Genomic DNA, 16272 nt, shown 5'->3' with positions numbered 1-16272 from the left:
GATTAGTGGAAGAAGTTCCGCCAAGCATTCGGGTTGATGGTGATGATGCCCAGCTGCTGGGCCAAGAAGGCAATGGCCCCGATAGCCAGCGACGCGATACCGGCGCCCGCGATACCGGCGAGGAGCCCGCTCTTGGAGGAGCCGTCACCGTCACCGGCGTCGGCGTTGTCGTTGCTGCCCTGGTCATCGTGCTTGACCCACCATTCATTCAGGGTGAGCTTGGCCAAGGTGGTGTTATCGATGTAGTCACCGCGCACGGGGTCGGTGTGGGTGGCCTTCGCGCGAAGGGCCTTAGAGCCAGCGCCCTTGAAGAAGAATGGGACGAGCTGGTTGGTGTGCTGCGTGGAGTACCACTGGTGGCCAGAGGGCAGGGTGTTGCTGCCGCCACCGTTCATGGAGTTGAACTTGCCCTCAGAGCGCTCATTGGCACCGGAGAGGTATCCCGTTTCGTGGTCAGCGGTAACGACTAGCAGGGTCTCATCCCAGGAGGAGTTTTCTTCTACCCAGTCGATGGCGGCATCGACGGACTTATTGAAGTCCTGTACCTCTTCGATATCGCGGGCGGATTCGTTGCCGTGGCCGCTCCAGTCGATGGCACCGCCTTCGATCATGACGTGGAAGCCCTCGTCATTTTGGCCCAGTGCATTGAGGGCGCCGGTGGTCATGGTGGGAAGATCCACGACATCGTTGAACGGAGTGTCATAAGGCACTGTGGACTCGCCGGAGCGTGCCTGCTGCAAGGTAGAGGCCACAGGCGCCAGGCCGAAGTACTTCTCCCCCGCCGCGACATCACCTTGGGCCAAGGCCTCAAATTGCTCCTTGGTTTCGGCGTAGTTCCAGTCGGACTCCCCGGACGATAGCTTGTTGAAGACCTCTTCAGACAGGTACTTGTACTTGGCCTCATCTTGCTTCTTGTTGTCATCGTCATAGAACGGGTGGCCGGAGCCCATGATGACATCGAGGTCAGAGTTGAACATCTCCTCCGCAATCTCTTGGTAGTTATTGCGGGAGATATTGTGCGCGGCCCAGGCAGCTGGGGTGGCGTGGCTAAACGGCACGGAGGAGACCACGCCGGCGGACTTTCCGGCCTTCTTGGCGCGCTCGGAGGTGTTTTCCTGCTCGTGGCCGTAATCATTAACGCCAAGCTTGCCGTTATCGGTCTTCACACCGGTGGACATGGCGGTGCCGGCGGCAGAGGAATCGGTGTATCCCTTATCCACGTACTCGTGGGTTGCCCACGCCTTTTGTGGGTCGTAGGAAGAGCCATTGGGGTAGGTGGTCATGGACAGGCGGTTGAAGTCCTCGAAGCGCTGCACGGATGCGCCGTCGAGTTCTTCTGGGCCTTCGGCGCTAAATGCGCCATCGACCAGGTATTTGGACTGGCCGGTTTCGTAGAGGTTATTAAATGCCACGTGGCCGTAGCCCATGCCATCACCAATCATGTAGATGATGTTCTTTGGGCCCTGGGATTCGGTGGCGGTGGCTGGGGCAATTGCGCCAGCGGTAGCCACGGTTGCGGCTACGGCAGCGGTGCCAATGCGGAGAGAGGTACGCATGAATTGTCCTTTGTGGAAGTGAGAGATGAAGAGATGGTGGCCTTGCGAGCAAGAGAGAAATGACCCAAACATGGTTGGGTGCAAAGCCTTGAATTGAAGATAAAAGCGTGATTTAACCATGAAAGGAACTGGGCGTTAATAGCTCCTAAACACCGCCGGAACATCTCGTGGCGGGCCTTAGTCCTTGCCCCACTCCCCCTTCGTCACCGCCAGAGTGCCAGCCCGGTGCCGGATTAGTGAAGCAAAACCCACCTCTGCCTACCCCGCGCCGGGCTGGGGCTATTACACTGTGTGTTTATGATTAAACCGAGCGATTCCACGTCGTACCGCTACACCCCTGAGCTGGCGAACCAAATCGAAAAGACTTGGCAGCAGTATTGGAAGGACCACGAGACCTTTAACGCGCCCAACCCGGTCGGTTCGCTAGCCACGGGTGCGGGCGAGCTGCCCAAGGAAAAGCTCAACGTGCAGGACATGTTCCCCTACCCTTCCGGTGCGGGCCTGCACGTGGGGCACCCGTTTGGTTATATCGCCACCGATACTTATGCCCGCTATAACCGCATGCTGGGCAAGAACGTGCTGCACACCATGGGCTACGATGCCTTCGGTTTGCCGGCCGAGCAGTACGCCATCCAGACCGGTACGCACCCGCGGACCACCACGATGGCCAATATCGACAATATGCGCCGCCAGCTGGGAATGCTGGGCTTGGGCCACGATCCGCGCCGCTCGGTGGAATCCACGGATCCAGAGTTCTTTAAGTGGACCCAGTGGATCTTCCTGCAGATTTATAACTCCTGGTTCGATGAAGAGCAGCAAAAGGCCCGCCCCATTGCTGAGCTCATCAAGGAATTGGAGGCCAATAAGCGCACCACCAAGGACGGGCGCTACTACGAGGACTTGTCCGCGCAGGAGAAGGCCCAGGCCGTCGATGAGTTCCGCCTGGTCTACCTGTCCAACTCCACGGTGAACTGGTGCCCGGGCTTGGGCACCGTCTTGGCCAACGAGGAGGTCACCGCGGAGGGCAAGTCTGAGCGCGGCAACTTCCCGGTATTCCGCAAGAACCTGTCCCAGTGGATGATGCGCATTACCGCGTATTCGGATCGCCTGCTCGATGATCTGGAGCTGTTGGATTGGCCGGAGAAGGTCAAGTCCATGCAGCGCAACTGGATCGGTCGCTCCCGCGGTGCGGAGGTAACCTTCCCCGCGGAAGGCTACGGCATCGACGTGTTTACCACGCGCCCAGATACGCTCTTTGGCGCGGAATACGTGGTCTTGGCACCGGAACATGAGCTTGTCGATGCCCTCTTGTCCCCCATTCCTTACGACGATGACGTGGATGAGCGCTGGACCTACGGCAACGATGACCCGAAGGAAGCTGTCGAGTCCTACCGCGCGGATATCGCAGCGAAGTCGGACCTGGAGCGCCAGGAAAACAAGGAAAAGACCGGCGTATTCCTGGGCACCTATGCCACCAACCCGGTCTCCGGCAAGCGCATCCCGATCTTCATCGCGGACTACGTACTGACCGGTTACGGTACCGGCGCCATCATGGCCGTTCCCGCGCACGATACGCGTGACTATGAGTTTGCCCAAGCCTTTGGCCTGCCGATTACGGAGGTCGTCTCCGGCGGCAATATCGAGGAAGAAGCCTGGACCGAGGACGGCGCGTTGGTAAACTCCGCCAACGATAAGGGCTTGGACCTCAATGGCCTGAATAAGGCGGAGGCCATCGCCGAGGCCATCGAATGGCTGGAAAAGGACGGCTCCGGCCGCGGCAAGATTCAGTACAAGCTGCGCGACTGGCTCTTCGCCCGCCAGCGCTACTGGGGCGAGCCCTTCCCCATCGTTTACGACAAGGACGGTATGGCTCATCCGCTGCCAGAGTCGATGCTGCCGGTTGAGCTGCCCGAGGTGGAAGACTACAAGCCGGCCTCCTTCGACCCAGAAGACAAGGACTCGGAGCCGCAGCCACCGCTGGCCAAGGTCCGCGACTGGGTAGAGGTAGAGCTGGACTTGGGCGATGGCCCGCAGACCTACTACCGCGATACCAACGTTATGCCCCAATGGGCGGGTTCTTCCTGGTACCAGCTGCGCTATATCGATCCCCGCAATAGTGAGGCATTCTGCGATATCGAAAACGAGCGCTACTGGACCGGCCCGCGCCCAGATGAGCACGGCGAGAACGATCCGGGTGGTGTGGATCTGTACGTCGGCGGCGTCGAGCACGCCGTGCTGCACCTGCTCTACGCCCGCTTCTGGCACAAGGTGCTCTTTGACCTGGGCTTTGTCAGCTCGCAGGAGCCGTATCGCCGCCTGTACAACCAGGGCTACATTCAGGCCTACGCCTATACCGATTCCCGCGGCGTGTATGTCCCTGCCACGGAGGTAGAGGAAAAGGACGGCAAGTTTTACTACAACGGCGAAGAGGTTAACCAGGAGTACGGCAAGATGGGCAAGTCCCTGAAAAACGCCGTGGCCCCGGACGATATTTGCCGCGACTTTGGCGCCGATACCCTGCGCGTGTACGAGATGTCCATGGGCCCGCTGGATACCTCCCGCCCGTGGGCGACCAAGGACGTCGTCGGTTCGCAGCGCTTCCTGCAGCGCTTGTGGCGCCTAGCCATCAATGAGGACACCGGTGAGTTGGCAACTACCGATGCCGAGCTCACCCAGGATGATCTGAAGCAGCTGCACCGCACCATCGCGGGCGTGCGCGATGATTATGAGAACCTGCGCCTGAACACGGTCGTGGCCAAGCTCATCGAGTACGTCAACTACCTGACCAAGACCTACCGCACCGAAGCGCCGCGCGCGGCTGTAGAGCCCATTGCCCAGCTGGTCTCCCCCATCGCCCCGCACATTGCAGAGGAACTGTGGCAGCGCTTTGGCCACGATGAGACCATCACCTACGAGCCACTCCCCTCCTTTGAGGAGAAATACCTGGTAGATGATGAGATCCAGGTGCCAGTGCAGATCAACGGCAAGGTTAAGTCCCGCATCAACGTCGCGGCCGATGCTGACCAAGACGCCGTATTCGAGGCTGCTTTTGCCGATGCCAAGGTGGCCGACCTTACCTCCGGCAAGAACGTGGTGAAGAAGATCTACGTTCCCGGCCGGATGGTGAACCTGGTGGTTAAGTAACCAATGAGCGTGGACGTCTCGGGCCTCTCGCCGTCCAATCAGGACTACCTCAAGGCCCTGTTTAAGTTGGGCGAATGGCACGACGAGCCCGTGACGGTGAAGATGCTCGCCCAGCACATAGGCGTTAGGCTCTCCAGCGCGTCGGATGCGGTGCGGCGGCTAGAGAAAAAGGGCCTCGTCACCCATACGCCTTATGGTGCCATCGGGCTGAGCACCGAGGGGCGTGCCTTTGCCCTTGCCATGGTGCGGCGGCACCGCCTCATCGAGACCTTCCTGGTGGAATCCCTGCATTACCGCTGGGACCAGGTCCACGCGGAGGCTGAGCAATTAGAGCACTGCGTCTCTGACTTCTTTTTGGAGCGCATAGACGCTGAACTGGGGTTTCCGCGCCGCGATCCGCATGGAGACCCTATTCCTAGCGCCACGGGTGACTACCCCGCAGACTACGCCGCGACCCCCGCGTCCGAGCCAGGAGATCTGCGCAAACTCAGCGATTTAGAGCCCGGTGAGGCCGGCGTAGTCGATCGGATCAGTGATGCAGATGCCGATCTGCTGCGCTTTTTTAGCGAGAGTAACCTGACCATCGGCGCTGTCGTGAGCGTACGGGATAGCCAACCTTATTCCGGCGGGATGGCAGTGCGCGTAGAGGGCAGCCAGAACGAGAATGCCCAGAACGAATATTCCGCGGCGTTTTCTTTGAGCTCGCACGCAGCCCGCGCCGTGTGGGTGCGCATGTAACTTTCCTGCCCCTCTCTTTTTGAAAGGTGGGGTATTTACGCATGTCAATGGTGGTTAGTTGCGACGTAGTTAAAAGTACGTTAGATCTGTAGTTGAAGCAGAAAGTGCGCCTCGGCGCAGCCACTAAGGAGCGAGATGACTACAGCCTCGACGCTAGCGTGCGGTACTAAGACCGCCGCTAATCTTGTATATTTTTCCTCGGTCAGTGAAAATACCCGCCGATTCGTCCACAAGCTGGGCTTTCCAGCGGCGCGGATTCCATTGCGGCCGAAGCGCGAAGGAATGCTCTATGTCACCGAGCCCTTTGTGCTCATCGTCCCGACCTACGGTGGCGGCAATATCAAGGCGGCGATTCCGGTGCAGGTGCGCCAATTCCTCAACGTTCCGGAAAATCGCGCGCTCCTGCGCGGCGTCATCACCTCTGGAAATACCAATTTTGGTGAGGCGTATTGCTGCGCCGGGCCACAGATAGCCCGAAAGTGCGGGGTGCCTGAGCTCTACCGCTTTGAGCTGCTCGGCACCGACCGCGATGTTGCCCGCGTACGGGAAGGGTTGCAGGACTTCTTTGCGCACCACCTCTACCCCACCGCCCACGCGTCCATTGCCTGACGGCTAGGGCCGCGAAGACAAAGAAAAGAGAAAATACCGATGAAATATCAAGAGCTCATTGAGCGATCCCAAACCCCGCCGCATTTTCGTCACGATGCCTCCACGCCGCTGCGCCCAGTGAACTGGAATCGCATCTGGGATGACAAGGACTTGGAGGTATGGAACCGTCTGACCTCGAATTTCTGGCTGCCGGAGAAGGTCCCGCTTTCCAATGACCGCAATGACTGGTCGCGCATGGACCCAGCCGAACGCGACCTCACCATCCGGGTCTTTACCGGGTTGACGCTACTGGATACCGTGCAGGCTACCGTTGGCGAAATTAGCCAGATTCAAGATGCTCGGACGGAACATGAGGAGGCCGTTTATACCAATATCGCCTTCATGCAGGCGGTGCACGCGCGGAGCTATTCGTCCATCTTTTCCACCCTGGCCAGCACCGAAGAGATCGAAAAATCCTATGCGTGGGCCGTGGATAACCCAGTATTGCAGCAGCGCGCTACCAGTGTGATGGTGCATTACTACGGCGACGACCCACTAAAGCGCAAGGTTGCCTCTACCCTCTTATCCTCGTTGCTGCTGTACGCGGGCTTCTATCTTCCACTGCACTTTAGCGTGCACGGGAAGCTGACCAATACCGCTGACATGATCAGGCTCATCCTGCGGGATAAGGCAGTCCACGGCTACTACTCCGGATACAAGTTCCAGCGAGGACTAGACCACGCCACGGAAGCTCGCCGCGAAGAAATGCGGGAATTTACCTTTGACCTGGTGCGCAAGCTCTATGGCCTGGAGATGCGCTATTCCGGCGAGCTCTATGAACCATACGGGCTTATGGATGATGTTGCTACGTTCGTGCGTTATAACGCCAATAAAGCCCTGATGAATCTGGGCTATCCCAACCTCTTCCCGTACGAGGAATGCCAGGTCAACCCGAAGATCCTTGCGGCACTCACGCCAGGATCGGATGAAAACCACGACTTCTTTTCGGGGTCGGGCTCCTCTTATATCATCGGCAAAGCCGTAGAGACCTCCGATGCCGACTGGGATTTCTAAAACCAACAAGTCTCCACACGAAAGGACACACATCATGAAACTTCTTGTACTCGTCGGCAGCCTACGGCGGGAAAGCATCGCGAAGAAGATCGCCAACCATGCCATGGAACTGGTCCCTGAGCACGTAGAGTGCCAGCGCTATGACCTGCGCACACTCCCGCTTTATGATTTCGACTACGACGATCCTGGCGTGGAGGATAAACCCACGCCGGAAGAGTACACCGATTTCCGTAAAGCAATTAAGGAAGCGGATGCCATTTTGTTCGTGACCAGCGAGAATAACCGGACCATCCCGGCGTGTTTAAAAAATGCCATCGATATTGGGTCCAAGCCCAATTCCGATGTCGCCTGGAAAAATAAGCCAGCTGGCATCATCAGCCACTCCGTTGGCCGCATGGGTGGTTATTCTTCCCACAAGAATGTGCGCCTAGCCCTGTCCTACTTCGATATGCCGATGCCCGGTCAGCCCGAGGTATTCTTGGGCAATTCTCCCCAGCTCATCGGCGAGGATGGAAAGATCGAGCCAACCAGCACGATTGATTTCGTGCGGGACTACCTCGAGCGTCTTTTAGCGCTGGTACCTGCAGCTCCGCAACACTAGGAGCTACCTCTTCCTAGCAGCGAGGCGGTTAATCCCAGTATTCCGTCGCGCAGAGCGCTATGCCGTGCACCCGGATTCCCTGGCCTGCTTCAATTGGGGCATCAACGATGAGCGGGAGCCCGTCGATTTCGCATACCCAGAACTCCCCTCCCCCAAACTCATTGGTCTTTTTCTCGACATTGTTCACGGTGCCCGCTACCTCGACCTGCGGATTGAGAAGGCTGGGCTTGTAGTTTTGATAAAACCGTTCCGTGGCTGGGGATCGCAGCGAAAACTCCGCCGGTTCCGTTAATTCATAGTCCAGCGCAACGACTGCGGGCCGCACTCGGCCGCGCAGTTTTTCGCCGCCCACGGGGTTTCCGGTGGGAAGCGTGAAGGGGGCATCGCTAAGCACCGCCCATCGGAGATCTTCCATTTCTAAGATGCCAATAAAAGGCATGGCGCGATATAGCGTTGCCTCCGCGTCTTCTCCACCCCGGAACGACGGCAAAATGGTCCACTCTCCCTCGTACTCCATCGCCGTGACGGCGATGCCGGAGGGATCCGCGTAGTAGATCACTTGATCAAAAGCAGGTGCATCCCACAAGGTCCGCTTTGCGGGTAGTTCCGCGATGAGTTCCTCGGTGTCCTGGAAATCGAATCCGCAGGTGCCAAAAAGTTCATCCATGTCCGCCATCATAGACAGCCGGCTGCCTGACCGGAGTTGCAGGCGACCGAAAAACGCCGCTGGGTAATTCGCAATACCTAATAATGGATAATATCCAGCACACTATTGAACCCATAAATAGCTTATGAAAAGCGAAGTATATGCGATTAACTTAGCAAAAGTATAGTCTACATGGATTATTGGTAAACCTGATCCAGTACATCTAAAAACGGTAGGGGTTGATGGATCAACCCCGTTCATTAATCCACAGTTGAGTAATCAACTGCGCAGTATATAATGCTATTTAAGTCAAAGCTTAAGGGAGATACTGTGCGCCCAGAAGAAAGTGCAGCGTGGGCGGACTTCGTAGCGATGCAGCGGGCGCTGCACAAGGAGTTAACTCACGAGTTGCAGGTAGCCGCGAATGTAAGTGAGGCCGACTATGCGGTGCTGGCCGTCCTGCAGCGCCGCCGTGGGCAGAGCACCCGGCCGCATGAGTTGGCCGCGGAACTTGGGTGGGAGAAATCGCGCCTGCACCGACAACTGGTCCGGATGGAGGGGCGCGAGTTGGTGACGAGGCGGCACGCGGAGGAGTTAGGACCCCGCGCTATTGACGTCATAGTGACGAAAGTCGGCGAGGAAGCATTCGCCACAGCACTGGAGAGCCATACCGCGAAGGTGGACGACAAGGTGGTCTCCGTCCTGACCGAAGAGGAGCTGCGGCAGCTGGGAGCCATCTCGAGGAAGATAACGCGGCACTTGGCGGGCGAAACCTAGAATTCAAGTAGGCCAGACGGCACAGGAAAGGCACCCCGCCAGGAGTGACGGGGTGCCTGCCTAGTTGTAGGCCCTAAAGGACGAAGGCCTTAGGAAATCTTCAGCACCGTGCGGCCGTGGTGGTTGCCGTTGATGAGCGATTGCGCTTCCTTTACCGCATCTTCCAGGGGAAGGGTATTGGTCAAGGACTCCAGGATGGACAGGTCCAGGGTGCGGGCGAGGAGCTGCCAAGCATTCTGGCGGTAGTGCAGCGGGGCATCGACGGAGTTCACGCCGGCCAAGTGCACGTTGCGCAGGATGAAGGGCATGACGGTGGCGGGCAGGTCGGGGCCGCTGGCCATACCGGTGGCGGCAACGGTGCCGCCCCACTTGGTACGGGCCAAGACATTGGCTAGTTCCTGGGAGCCGGAGGTGTCCACGGCGCCAGCGTAGATGGCCTTTTGTAGGGGCTTGCCCGGCTCGGTGAATTCGGCGCGGTCAATGATCTCATGTGCGCCGAGCTCGTAGAGGTAGTTGGCGTAATCTTCGGGGCGGCCGGTCATGGCGTGGACCTCGTAGCCAGCATTGCGCAGAAGGTTGACGGCAATGGAGCCGACGCCGCCGGTGGCACCGGTGACGAGAACGGGGCCCTCGGGAAGCCCGCGCAGCGAGTTAACACACAGCGCCGCGGTGTAGCCGGCGGTACCGACGGCAGCTGCCTGCTCCGCGGTGAAATCTGCAGGTAGGGCAACGGTGGCGCGGGAATTGACGCGCTGCTTCGGGGTGTAGCCGCCGTGGCGGAATTCGCCAAGGCCGTCGCCAAAGGAGGCAACGAGGGTACCCACCGGCAGGCGCTGCACATTGGAATCGGATACGGTGCCGACCACATCAATGCCGGGCACCAGTGGGTTGGTGCGGACGACGCCGGGATCACCGGTGATCGCCATCGCGTCCTTGTAGTTCAGCGAGGAATAAGAGACGTCAACGGTCAGGTCGCCCTCGCCGAGGAATTCTCCATCCTCAAAGGAGGTAGTGACAGATTTGTCTTCGTTACGGGTAACAAGTAGCGTGCTCATGCTCACCATGGTACGTGAATTGTGATGCAAGCATTTTTGGGCGGCTAACGAGCGGGGGAGCAGAGCTTGGCGATCTCCGCAGCGGTCTGCTTGGCAAAAGGGCTCACCCCGGTAATCGTTGCGGAACCGGGGCCCGTCCACGTTCCGTAGCCGACGAGGAAGAGGCCCTCGACGGTGGGGGTGCGGCCATCGAGAAGCGTGCGGAAAGGCCCCAGCGCCGGGCGGAACCCGGTGCACCAGATGAGGTGATCTGCCTTCACCTCATCGAGGCTGGAGAACATGGGGGAGGACTTAAGCAGTCCCTCATCCCGGGCGCGCTTGACGGGAGGAACGACGACGATATCGCCCAAGTTGGTATCCGCGCCGGGATCGGGCTCACCGCGCATCATGGCATTAAGGCGGGCGCGGTTGCGCTGGAAAAGCACGCGGCCGTCAACGTCATCGGGCATCCACCGCGGCGTCTTCGCCGTAAACCAGGTGGTATCTACGCCAGAGAGCACGAGCTCTGCGGCAATCTGGGCCCCGGAATTGCCCGCCCCAACAACGGCGACGGACTCGCCACGGAAGGGATCGGGCCCAGGGTAGACCGCCGAGTGCCATTGCCGCCCGGCAAAGGAACCGGGGTAATAGGGGATAAACGGCGAGGACCACGTGCCGGTAGCCGCCACCACGGTGCGCGCGGTGAGGCGCTCGTCACCGGTGGTGACATGAAAGCGCTCGCCGTCGTGGGTGACCTCCTGGACCCGCACCGGCCGGCGTACGGGCAGGTCATAGCGCTGCTCGTAGCGGGTGAAGTAATCGATGACGTGGCTGGCGGGCGGAAATCCGTCGTGGTGGGGCATCGGCAAGCCGGGCAAGTTGGAAGACGCGCTATTGCTAAAGAGCGTGAGCGACGGCCACGCGTGGCGCCAGGCCGCGCCAGGGGAGGGCTCGGCATCAAGGATCTGGAAGTCGAGTCCCCTCTTGCGCAGGTAATAGCTGGTGGCCAGGCCGGCTTGCCCGCCGCCGATAACGATGCAATCGAGCATTAAATGAGCTTTCTTTCGCGGGCTACGGTCACCGCGGCCGTGCGGGTGTCCACGCCCAGCTTCTGATAGATGTGAATGAGGTGCGTCTTCACCGTGGCCTCAGAGATAAAGAGCTGATTGGCCAGCTCTTTATTGGAGGAGCCGGTCGCAAGGGCGCGGAGGATTTCCAGCTCGCGGGTGGAGAGGGACTGCTCCGGTTGGCCCACGCGCTGGGCCAAGAGGTTGACCACCTCTGGGGCGAGGGTGCGCCGGCGCGCGGCGGTATTAAGCACCGCTTCGTGCAACTCATCCTCGGGCGAATCCTTGAGAAGGTAGCCCATCGCGCCGGCCTCGACCGCGGCCAGGATATCGGCTTGGGTGTCGTAGGTGGTGAGGATGAGCACGGGTGGGCCGCCGGCCTCGGCCAGCTTCTTGGTGGCGGTGATGCCATCGACGCCCGGCATCTGGATATCGCAGACCACGACGTCGACCTCGGGGGCGTCATCGGCAAAGAGCTTGTCCACGTCCGCGCCGTTATCGCCTTCCATGACCACGCGGACATCGGCAAAGGTATTAAGAATCGCGCGCAGCCCGGCGCGGACGACGGGGTGGTCATCGATAAGCATGACGTTAACCATGGGGCTGCTCCTTGAGGGGGATTCTAATGGCAAGGGCGGTGCCGTCGCCGGATTCGAGGCTCAGGGAGCCACCGACGCTCTCCACGCGCTGGGACAATCCTTGCAAGCCAAAGCCGCTATCGCCGCCGTGGCGCGGGGGCTCAACTACACCGTGTCCATTATCCACGACGTCCAGGGTGACTGCATCCTCAAAAAGGCCCAGGGTGACCACCGCACGGGAGGCATGCGCGTGCTTGATCACGTTATTAAGGCCCTCCTGCGCGGCGCGCACGACCACCTGCTTGACATTGCCGGGCACGCTCCCGGTGCCGGAAACGACGAGGTCGAAGGTGGTGTCCTCACCAAGGGCCTCCGTGCGCCGGCGCATCTGGGACAGGATGGAATCCAGCTGGGTCTCCAGGCGCTCATCGGGCCCGGCGAGCTCGCGCACGAAGCGGCGCGCCTCGGCCAGGTTCTCGCCTGCGGTGTCCTCGATGACGGCGAGCTGCTCGTTCTTGGTCTCTAGGTCATCGGTATTCCGGGCGGCGCGCGAAAGCAGCAGGATGGAGCTCAACCCTTGGGCCACGGTGTCATGGATATCCCGGGACAGGCGCTCGCGCTCTTCCAAGCGCCCGGCCTGGTGCTCGCTGGCGGCCAGCTCGGCCTGGGTTTCTTGCAGCTGCTTGGCGATGTCCCTGTGGTGCGCCGCCTCCGCCTGCAACCGGCGCTGGATATAAAACACGCCCGCGGCAAAGGTCGTGCCGATAAGCGGCCCGATGGCCGCGGCGATGGACCAGCCATCCGGATGCAGCCACGCGGGAATGAAGGCGGCCGCCGCCCACAGCACCGTGATGGAGATAAGCCCGGGCCACTTGGGCAAGGCGCGCAGGAAGACGAAGATGAGCGGGAACTCGAGCCACATGAAATCTTGCGCGTGGACCATCAGCCCCAACCAGAGCAGGCACAGCCCGGTGAGCCAGAGCCAGGTGGGAAGCCAGCGCGCGGCCGCGTACACCGCGGCTAGGGCGATGGCCAAAAGGATGGCGCGGGCGTCCAAGCGGTCATCGATATAGGCGCGGGCCACGCCGAAAAGCAGCAGGAACGCGAACATGGCGTATAAGCCCCAGAGCCATAATTTCTGTCCGGAAAACACAATTTCCTACAGTATCTGCCGGAGGGTGGATGAGGGATCAACCAGTTGGTTGACTGGAGGTTCAACTAGGCCGCCGATTACTTCTGACCTGCGCAAAGGGACTATAGAAGTATGTTCTTAGCTATTCGTGAAATCACCGCAGCGCGCGGCCGCTTCGGGCTCATCGGCGGCACCGTGGCGCTTATCACCCTGCTTTTGGTTATGCTCTCCGGCCTGACGGAGGGCCTGTCCAAACAAAATACCTCGGCGCTTGAGGCCGTGGCGCAGGATCACCCCTATGTCAGCTTTTCTACCGAAGAGCCCGCGTATAACGAGTCCGAGATCCATGAGAAGGATCTTTCCGGCGATGCGATTGCCTTGGGCACCGCGCAAACTAAATTGGAGGGCGAGGGCGCGGTAGGCGTGATGGGCTTGCCGGCCGGTACGACCATCCCTAATTCCAACGCCACCATCTCCAAAGATGGCGCCGTCCTGTCTGACACGATTGATGCCTCCGACACCGTGAATATCGGTGGGGTAGACCTTTCCGTAGAGGGCACCGTTGCCGAAACGCAGTTTTCCCACTCGCCGGTGGTATGGGTATCTACCCAGACTTGGCAGAAGGTGAGCCACGCACCAGACGGTGTGGTCGGCACGGTTGCCCTGCACTCCGAAGAGGTCCCCGGCTCGGTCGAGATGTCTGATTCCTTCTCCGGCCTGCCCGCTTATCAGTCCGAGCGCGGTTCGCTGCTGACTATGCAGGGCTTCCTCTATGGCATCTCCGCCCTGGTCACCGTGGCCTTCCTGACGGTGTGGACCCTGCAGCGCACCCGTGATCTCTCCATCCTGCGCGCCCTGGGCGCCTCGGTGCGCTATCTGCTGCGCGACGCCCTGGCCCAAGCCGCGCTGATTTTGGCGGCCGGCACCATCCTCGGCGCGTTCGTCGGCTGGCTGCTCGGCCTGCTGGCCTCCGGCACCGTCCCCTTCGACGTATCCGTGCGCACCATCATCGTTCCCGCGGTCGGCATCTGGATCTTGGGCATGGCCGGTGCCCTGGTTTCCACCCGCCGCGTAGCCAAAGCCAACCCCCTCGATGCATTGGGAGGAAATGCCTAAAATGTCCACCATCCTTGATATTCGCAACGCCACCGTCACCTTCCAGGACGGCACGACGACGACCACCGCGCTTGATAATGCCACCTTTAGCGCCGACTCCGATACCCTCACCGCGATCGTGGGCGAGTCCGGTTCCGGTAAGTCCACGCTGCTCTCCGTCGGCGCCGGGCTCATCACTCCGGACTCCGGCACCGTCGAGGTCAACGGCACGAACTCCATCATCTTCCAGCAGTCCAACCTGTTGTCCTCGCTCAAGGTGCGCGATCAGCTGCTCATCATGGACCACATGGCCGGGCGCAAGCTGCGCAAGGATCGCGCCGATGAGCTGCTAGAATTCGTCGGCCTTAAGGGAATGGGCAATCGCCGCATCGGCCAGCTTTCCGGCGGCCAGGCCCAGCGCGTCAATATCGCGCGCGCCTTGATGGATGAGCCGAATCTACTGCTTGCCGATGAACCCACCTCCGCCCTCGACTCCCACCTTTCCCAGGAAATCATCCGCCTGCTGCGCGATATTACCCAGGAGATGCGCACCGCCACAGTGCTCGTGACGCACGATCGCTCCCTGCTCACCTACGCCGACCACGTGGTCGAGGTCAAAGACGGCCGCGTGAGCAAGCAGGACGTTAACGATGCATAACGAGCAAGCGCGCGATGGATTGCGGCATCGCCGCAGCGATCTGGGAAGCGGAACAAATGCCGAAACCATCGGGGGTATGCGCCGCGATGGAGGCCGCGTGCTGGTGTAGGGCGGCGGCGTGGAGGATCTCCATAATGATGTACTCCGCATCGGCCTTTTCGTGCTCTACCTGCGCGATGGTGGCGCCGAGAATGCCGGATAAAACGTCGCCGGAGCCGGCGGTGGCCGCATAAGAGTGGCCGGCATTCATCCCATAGATGGCCTGGCCGGGCGCGGTTACCGTGGTGATTCGGCCCTTGTGCAGGATAAAACAGTCCAAGTCCTCGGCCAGCTCGCGCTGGCGCGGCCCCACACCCTCGCTGAGATCGAGATCGCGGTTAAGGGTGGCCTCGTAGAGGCGTCGGAACTCGCCGGCGTGCGGGGTAAGAATGACCCGCGGGTGGGAACGGACGCGATCGCGCAGCTCAGCGCTCTGGGCGAGCAGCGTCAGGGCATCGGCATCCAGGATGGTAGGCAGCTCCCGATCTAAGACGACGCGGAGCTCACGGGCCGCTGCTTCATCGGTGCCACGGCCAGGGCCTATCACCCACGTCTGGGCATGCACCTTATCCTCGGCGCTCGGGTGGGGAACCACCTCGGGCAGGTGGGGGACCACGGCATCATTATCTATCACCCGCACCATGGACGGCGTGGCGCGCACCGCGCCGGTAGCCGCTAGGATGCCCGCGCCGGGATAGGCGCTGCTGCCAGCGCAAATGGCGGTAACCCCGCCGGTGTATTTCGTGCTCGAAGCCTGGGGAGTGGGGTCCACGATGGGCCCCGTGCATCCCACGGGCTTGGGGGCGGTGACGTGGCCGAGGTGGGCATCGGCAAGCACGGGCTCCCCGGGCCATTGGAAGGGGAGATCGATGGTGGGCTCGTTGGCAATGTATCCCGCAGGCTCAGCCGTGGCCGTTAGCTCCTCCGCAAAGGAGCGCGGCGCGTTGGGCAGCTGCAGATCGCAGAGCACCGCCGTGCCGCATTCCGGGGCGAAGATATGGCCGGCGCGCGCCCAGCCAAAGCTCACGGTAATCGTGGCCTCGACGGCATTGTCCGCGGCCACGCCCGTATCGGCGTTGAGGCCAGAGGGGATATCCACCGAAAGCACCGGGATATCCTGCTGCTTGGCCGTGCGATACGCGGCAAGGCCCGCACCGCTAAGCCCGCGGGTGGAGTTGAGGCCAGCGACGGCATCAATGAGTAGGCCGGTAGCCTCCGCGCGCGGTTGCTCCGTAATGGTCCCGCCGGCGGCGGTAAAGGCCTGCAGCGCTGGGTCGTGCGCAGTATCGGCGACGAGGATCACATCGACGCCATAGCCCTCCTCGGCGAGGAAAGCGCCTGCATAAAGGCCATCGCCACCATTGCCGCCAGGTCCGGCGAGGATGGTGATGCGGCGAGGCGCAGGGGTCGTCAGCATGGATTTCGCCGTGGCGGCAACGCCCCTAGCGGCCAGGCGCATGAGTTCATCATCGTGGCTCTGCTGCGCGAGGAGCGCGGATTCGGCGGAACGAACGGCGGATACACTATAGGCAGGTCGCATGCCCG

15 protein-coding genes are annotated in these 16272 nt (G+C 60.8%); 8 read left to right on the top strand and 7 right to left on the bottom strand.

From position 1 onward, the window contains the following. Nucleotides 1-2: 2 nt before the first annotated feature. Nucleotides 3-1556 (bottom strand): alkaline phosphatase, encoded by a 1554-nt coding sequence (locus ABRP84_RS05150; RefSeq protein ID WP_349852926.1) that lies wholly within the window; start codon nt 1554-1556, stop codon nt 3-5. 297 nt (nt 1557-1853) lie between these two features. Between ABRP84_RS05150 and leuS the strand changes: the two genes are divergently transcribed. From leuS to ABRP84_RS05125, 5 genes are all read left to right on the top strand, one after another. After that, a complete protein-coding gene (leuS, locus tag ABRP84_RS05145; RefSeq protein WP_349852925.1) occupies nt 1854-4700 on the top strand; it encodes a leucine--tRNA ligase in 2847 nt (948 codons plus the stop codon). 3 nt (nt 4701-4703) lie between these two features. Beyond that, nucleotides 4704-5438 carry a metal-dependent transcriptional regulator gene (locus ABRP84_RS05140; RefSeq protein ID WP_349852924.1) on the top strand — a complete coding sequence of 245 codons (735 nt, stop codon included), beginning with the start codon at nt 4704-4706 and terminating at the stop codon, nt 5436-5438. A 135-nt stretch (nt 5439-5573) separates the two neighbouring features. Next, nucleotides 5574-6047: a class Ib ribonucleoside-diphosphate reductase assembly flavoprotein NrdI gene (gene nrdI / locus ABRP84_RS05135; RefSeq protein WP_349852923.1), complete on the top strand. Its 474-nt coding sequence runs from the start codon at nt 5574-5576 to the stop codon at nt 6045-6047. 39 nt (nt 6048-6086) lie between these two features. Next, a complete protein-coding gene (gene nrdF, locus ABRP84_RS05130; RefSeq protein ID WP_349837875.1) occupies nt 6087-7100 on the top strand; it encodes a class 1b ribonucleoside-diphosphate reductase subunit beta in 1014 nt (337 codons plus the stop codon). A gap of 34 nt (nt 7101-7134) precedes the next feature. After that, the gene (locus tag ABRP84_RS05125) at nt 7135-7701 is read left to right on the top strand and encodes an NADPH-dependent FMN reductase (RefSeq protein ID WP_349852922.1); all 567 of its coding nucleotides are present in this window, start codon (nt 7135-7137) and stop codon (nt 7699-7701) included. Between the two features lie 28 nt (nt 7702-7729). On the opposite strand, the gene ABRP84_RS05120 is transcribed toward ABRP84_RS05125, so the two are convergent. Next, nucleotides 7730-8368 carry a hypothetical protein gene (locus ABRP84_RS05120; RefSeq protein WP_349852921.1) on the bottom strand — a complete coding sequence of 213 codons (639 nt, stop codon included), beginning with the start codon at nt 8366-8368 and terminating at the stop codon, nt 7730-7732. A 276-nt stretch (nt 8369-8644) separates the two neighbouring features. Here ABRP84_RS05120 and ABRP84_RS05115 point away from each other — a divergent pair, with 276 nt between their 5' ends. Continuing rightward, the gene (locus ABRP84_RS05115; RefSeq protein ID WP_349852920.1) at nt 8645-9124 is read left to right on the top strand and encodes a MarR family winged helix-turn-helix transcriptional regulator; all 480 of its coding nucleotides are present in this window, start codon (nt 8645-8647) and stop codon (nt 9122-9124) included. 89 nt (nt 9125-9213) lie between these two features. Here the strand turns inward: ABRP84_RS05115 and ABRP84_RS05110 are convergent, their stop codons facing one another. From ABRP84_RS05110 to ABRP84_RS05095, 4 genes are read right to left on the bottom strand one after another with little or no spacing between them, the layout of a single operon-like run. Beyond that, the gene (locus ABRP84_RS05110) at nt 9214-10188 is read right to left on the bottom strand and encodes an MDR family oxidoreductase (RefSeq protein ID WP_349852919.1); all 975 of its coding nucleotides are present in this window, start codon (nt 10186-10188) and stop codon (nt 9214-9216) included. A gap of 35 nt (nt 10189-10223) precedes the next feature. Then, complete coding sequence (locus ABRP84_RS05105; RefSeq protein WP_349852918.1) at nt 10224-11207, bottom strand: NAD(P)-binding domain-containing protein; 984 nt, start codon at nt 11205-11207, stop codon at nt 10224-10226. After that, complete coding sequence (locus ABRP84_RS05100; protein WP_349852917.1) at nt 11207-11824, bottom strand: response regulator; 618 nt, start codon at nt 11822-11824, stop codon at nt 11207-11209. Before ABRP84_RS05100 ends, ABRP84_RS05105 begins: the two co-directional genes overlap by 1 nt. Further along, complete coding sequence (locus tag ABRP84_RS05095; RefSeq protein WP_349852916.1) at nt 11817-12914, bottom strand: sensor histidine kinase; 1098 nt, start codon at nt 12912-12914, stop codon at nt 11817-11819. Before ABRP84_RS05095 ends, ABRP84_RS05100 begins: the two co-directional genes overlap by 8 nt. Nucleotides 12915-13067: 153 nt before the next feature. On the opposite strand from ABRP84_RS05095, the gene ABRP84_RS05090 reads away from it, so the two are divergent. Beyond that, a complete protein-coding gene (locus ABRP84_RS05090; RefSeq protein ID WP_349837881.1) occupies nt 13068-14051 on the top strand; it encodes an ABC transporter permease in 984 nt (327 codons plus the stop codon). 1 nt (nt 14052) lies between these two features. Beyond that, on the top strand, nt 14053-14688 hold the full coding sequence (locus ABRP84_RS05085; protein ID WP_349852915.1) for an ABC transporter ATP-binding protein: 636 nt from the start codon (nt 14053-14055) through the stop codon (nt 14686-14688). Here the strand turns inward: ABRP84_RS05085 and ABRP84_RS05080 are convergent. Continuing rightward, nucleotides 14675-16267 carry a bifunctional ADP-dependent NAD(P)H-hydrate dehydratase/NAD(P)H-hydrate epimerase gene (locus ABRP84_RS05080; protein WP_349852914.1) on the bottom strand — a complete coding sequence of 531 codons (1593 nt, stop codon included), beginning with the start codon at nt 16265-16267 and terminating at the stop codon, nt 14675-14677. The two genes, ABRP84_RS05085 and ABRP84_RS05080, sit on opposite strands and share 14 nt — an antisense overlap. Nucleotides 16268-16272 lie beyond the last annotated feature (5 nt).

This window comes from Corynebacterium sp. KPL2861, assembly GCF_040225475.1.
GTDB lineage: Bacteria > Actinomycetota > Actinomycetes > Mycobacteriales > Mycobacteriaceae > Corynebacterium.
This window is presented reverse-complemented; position numbering and strand designations above follow the sequence as displayed.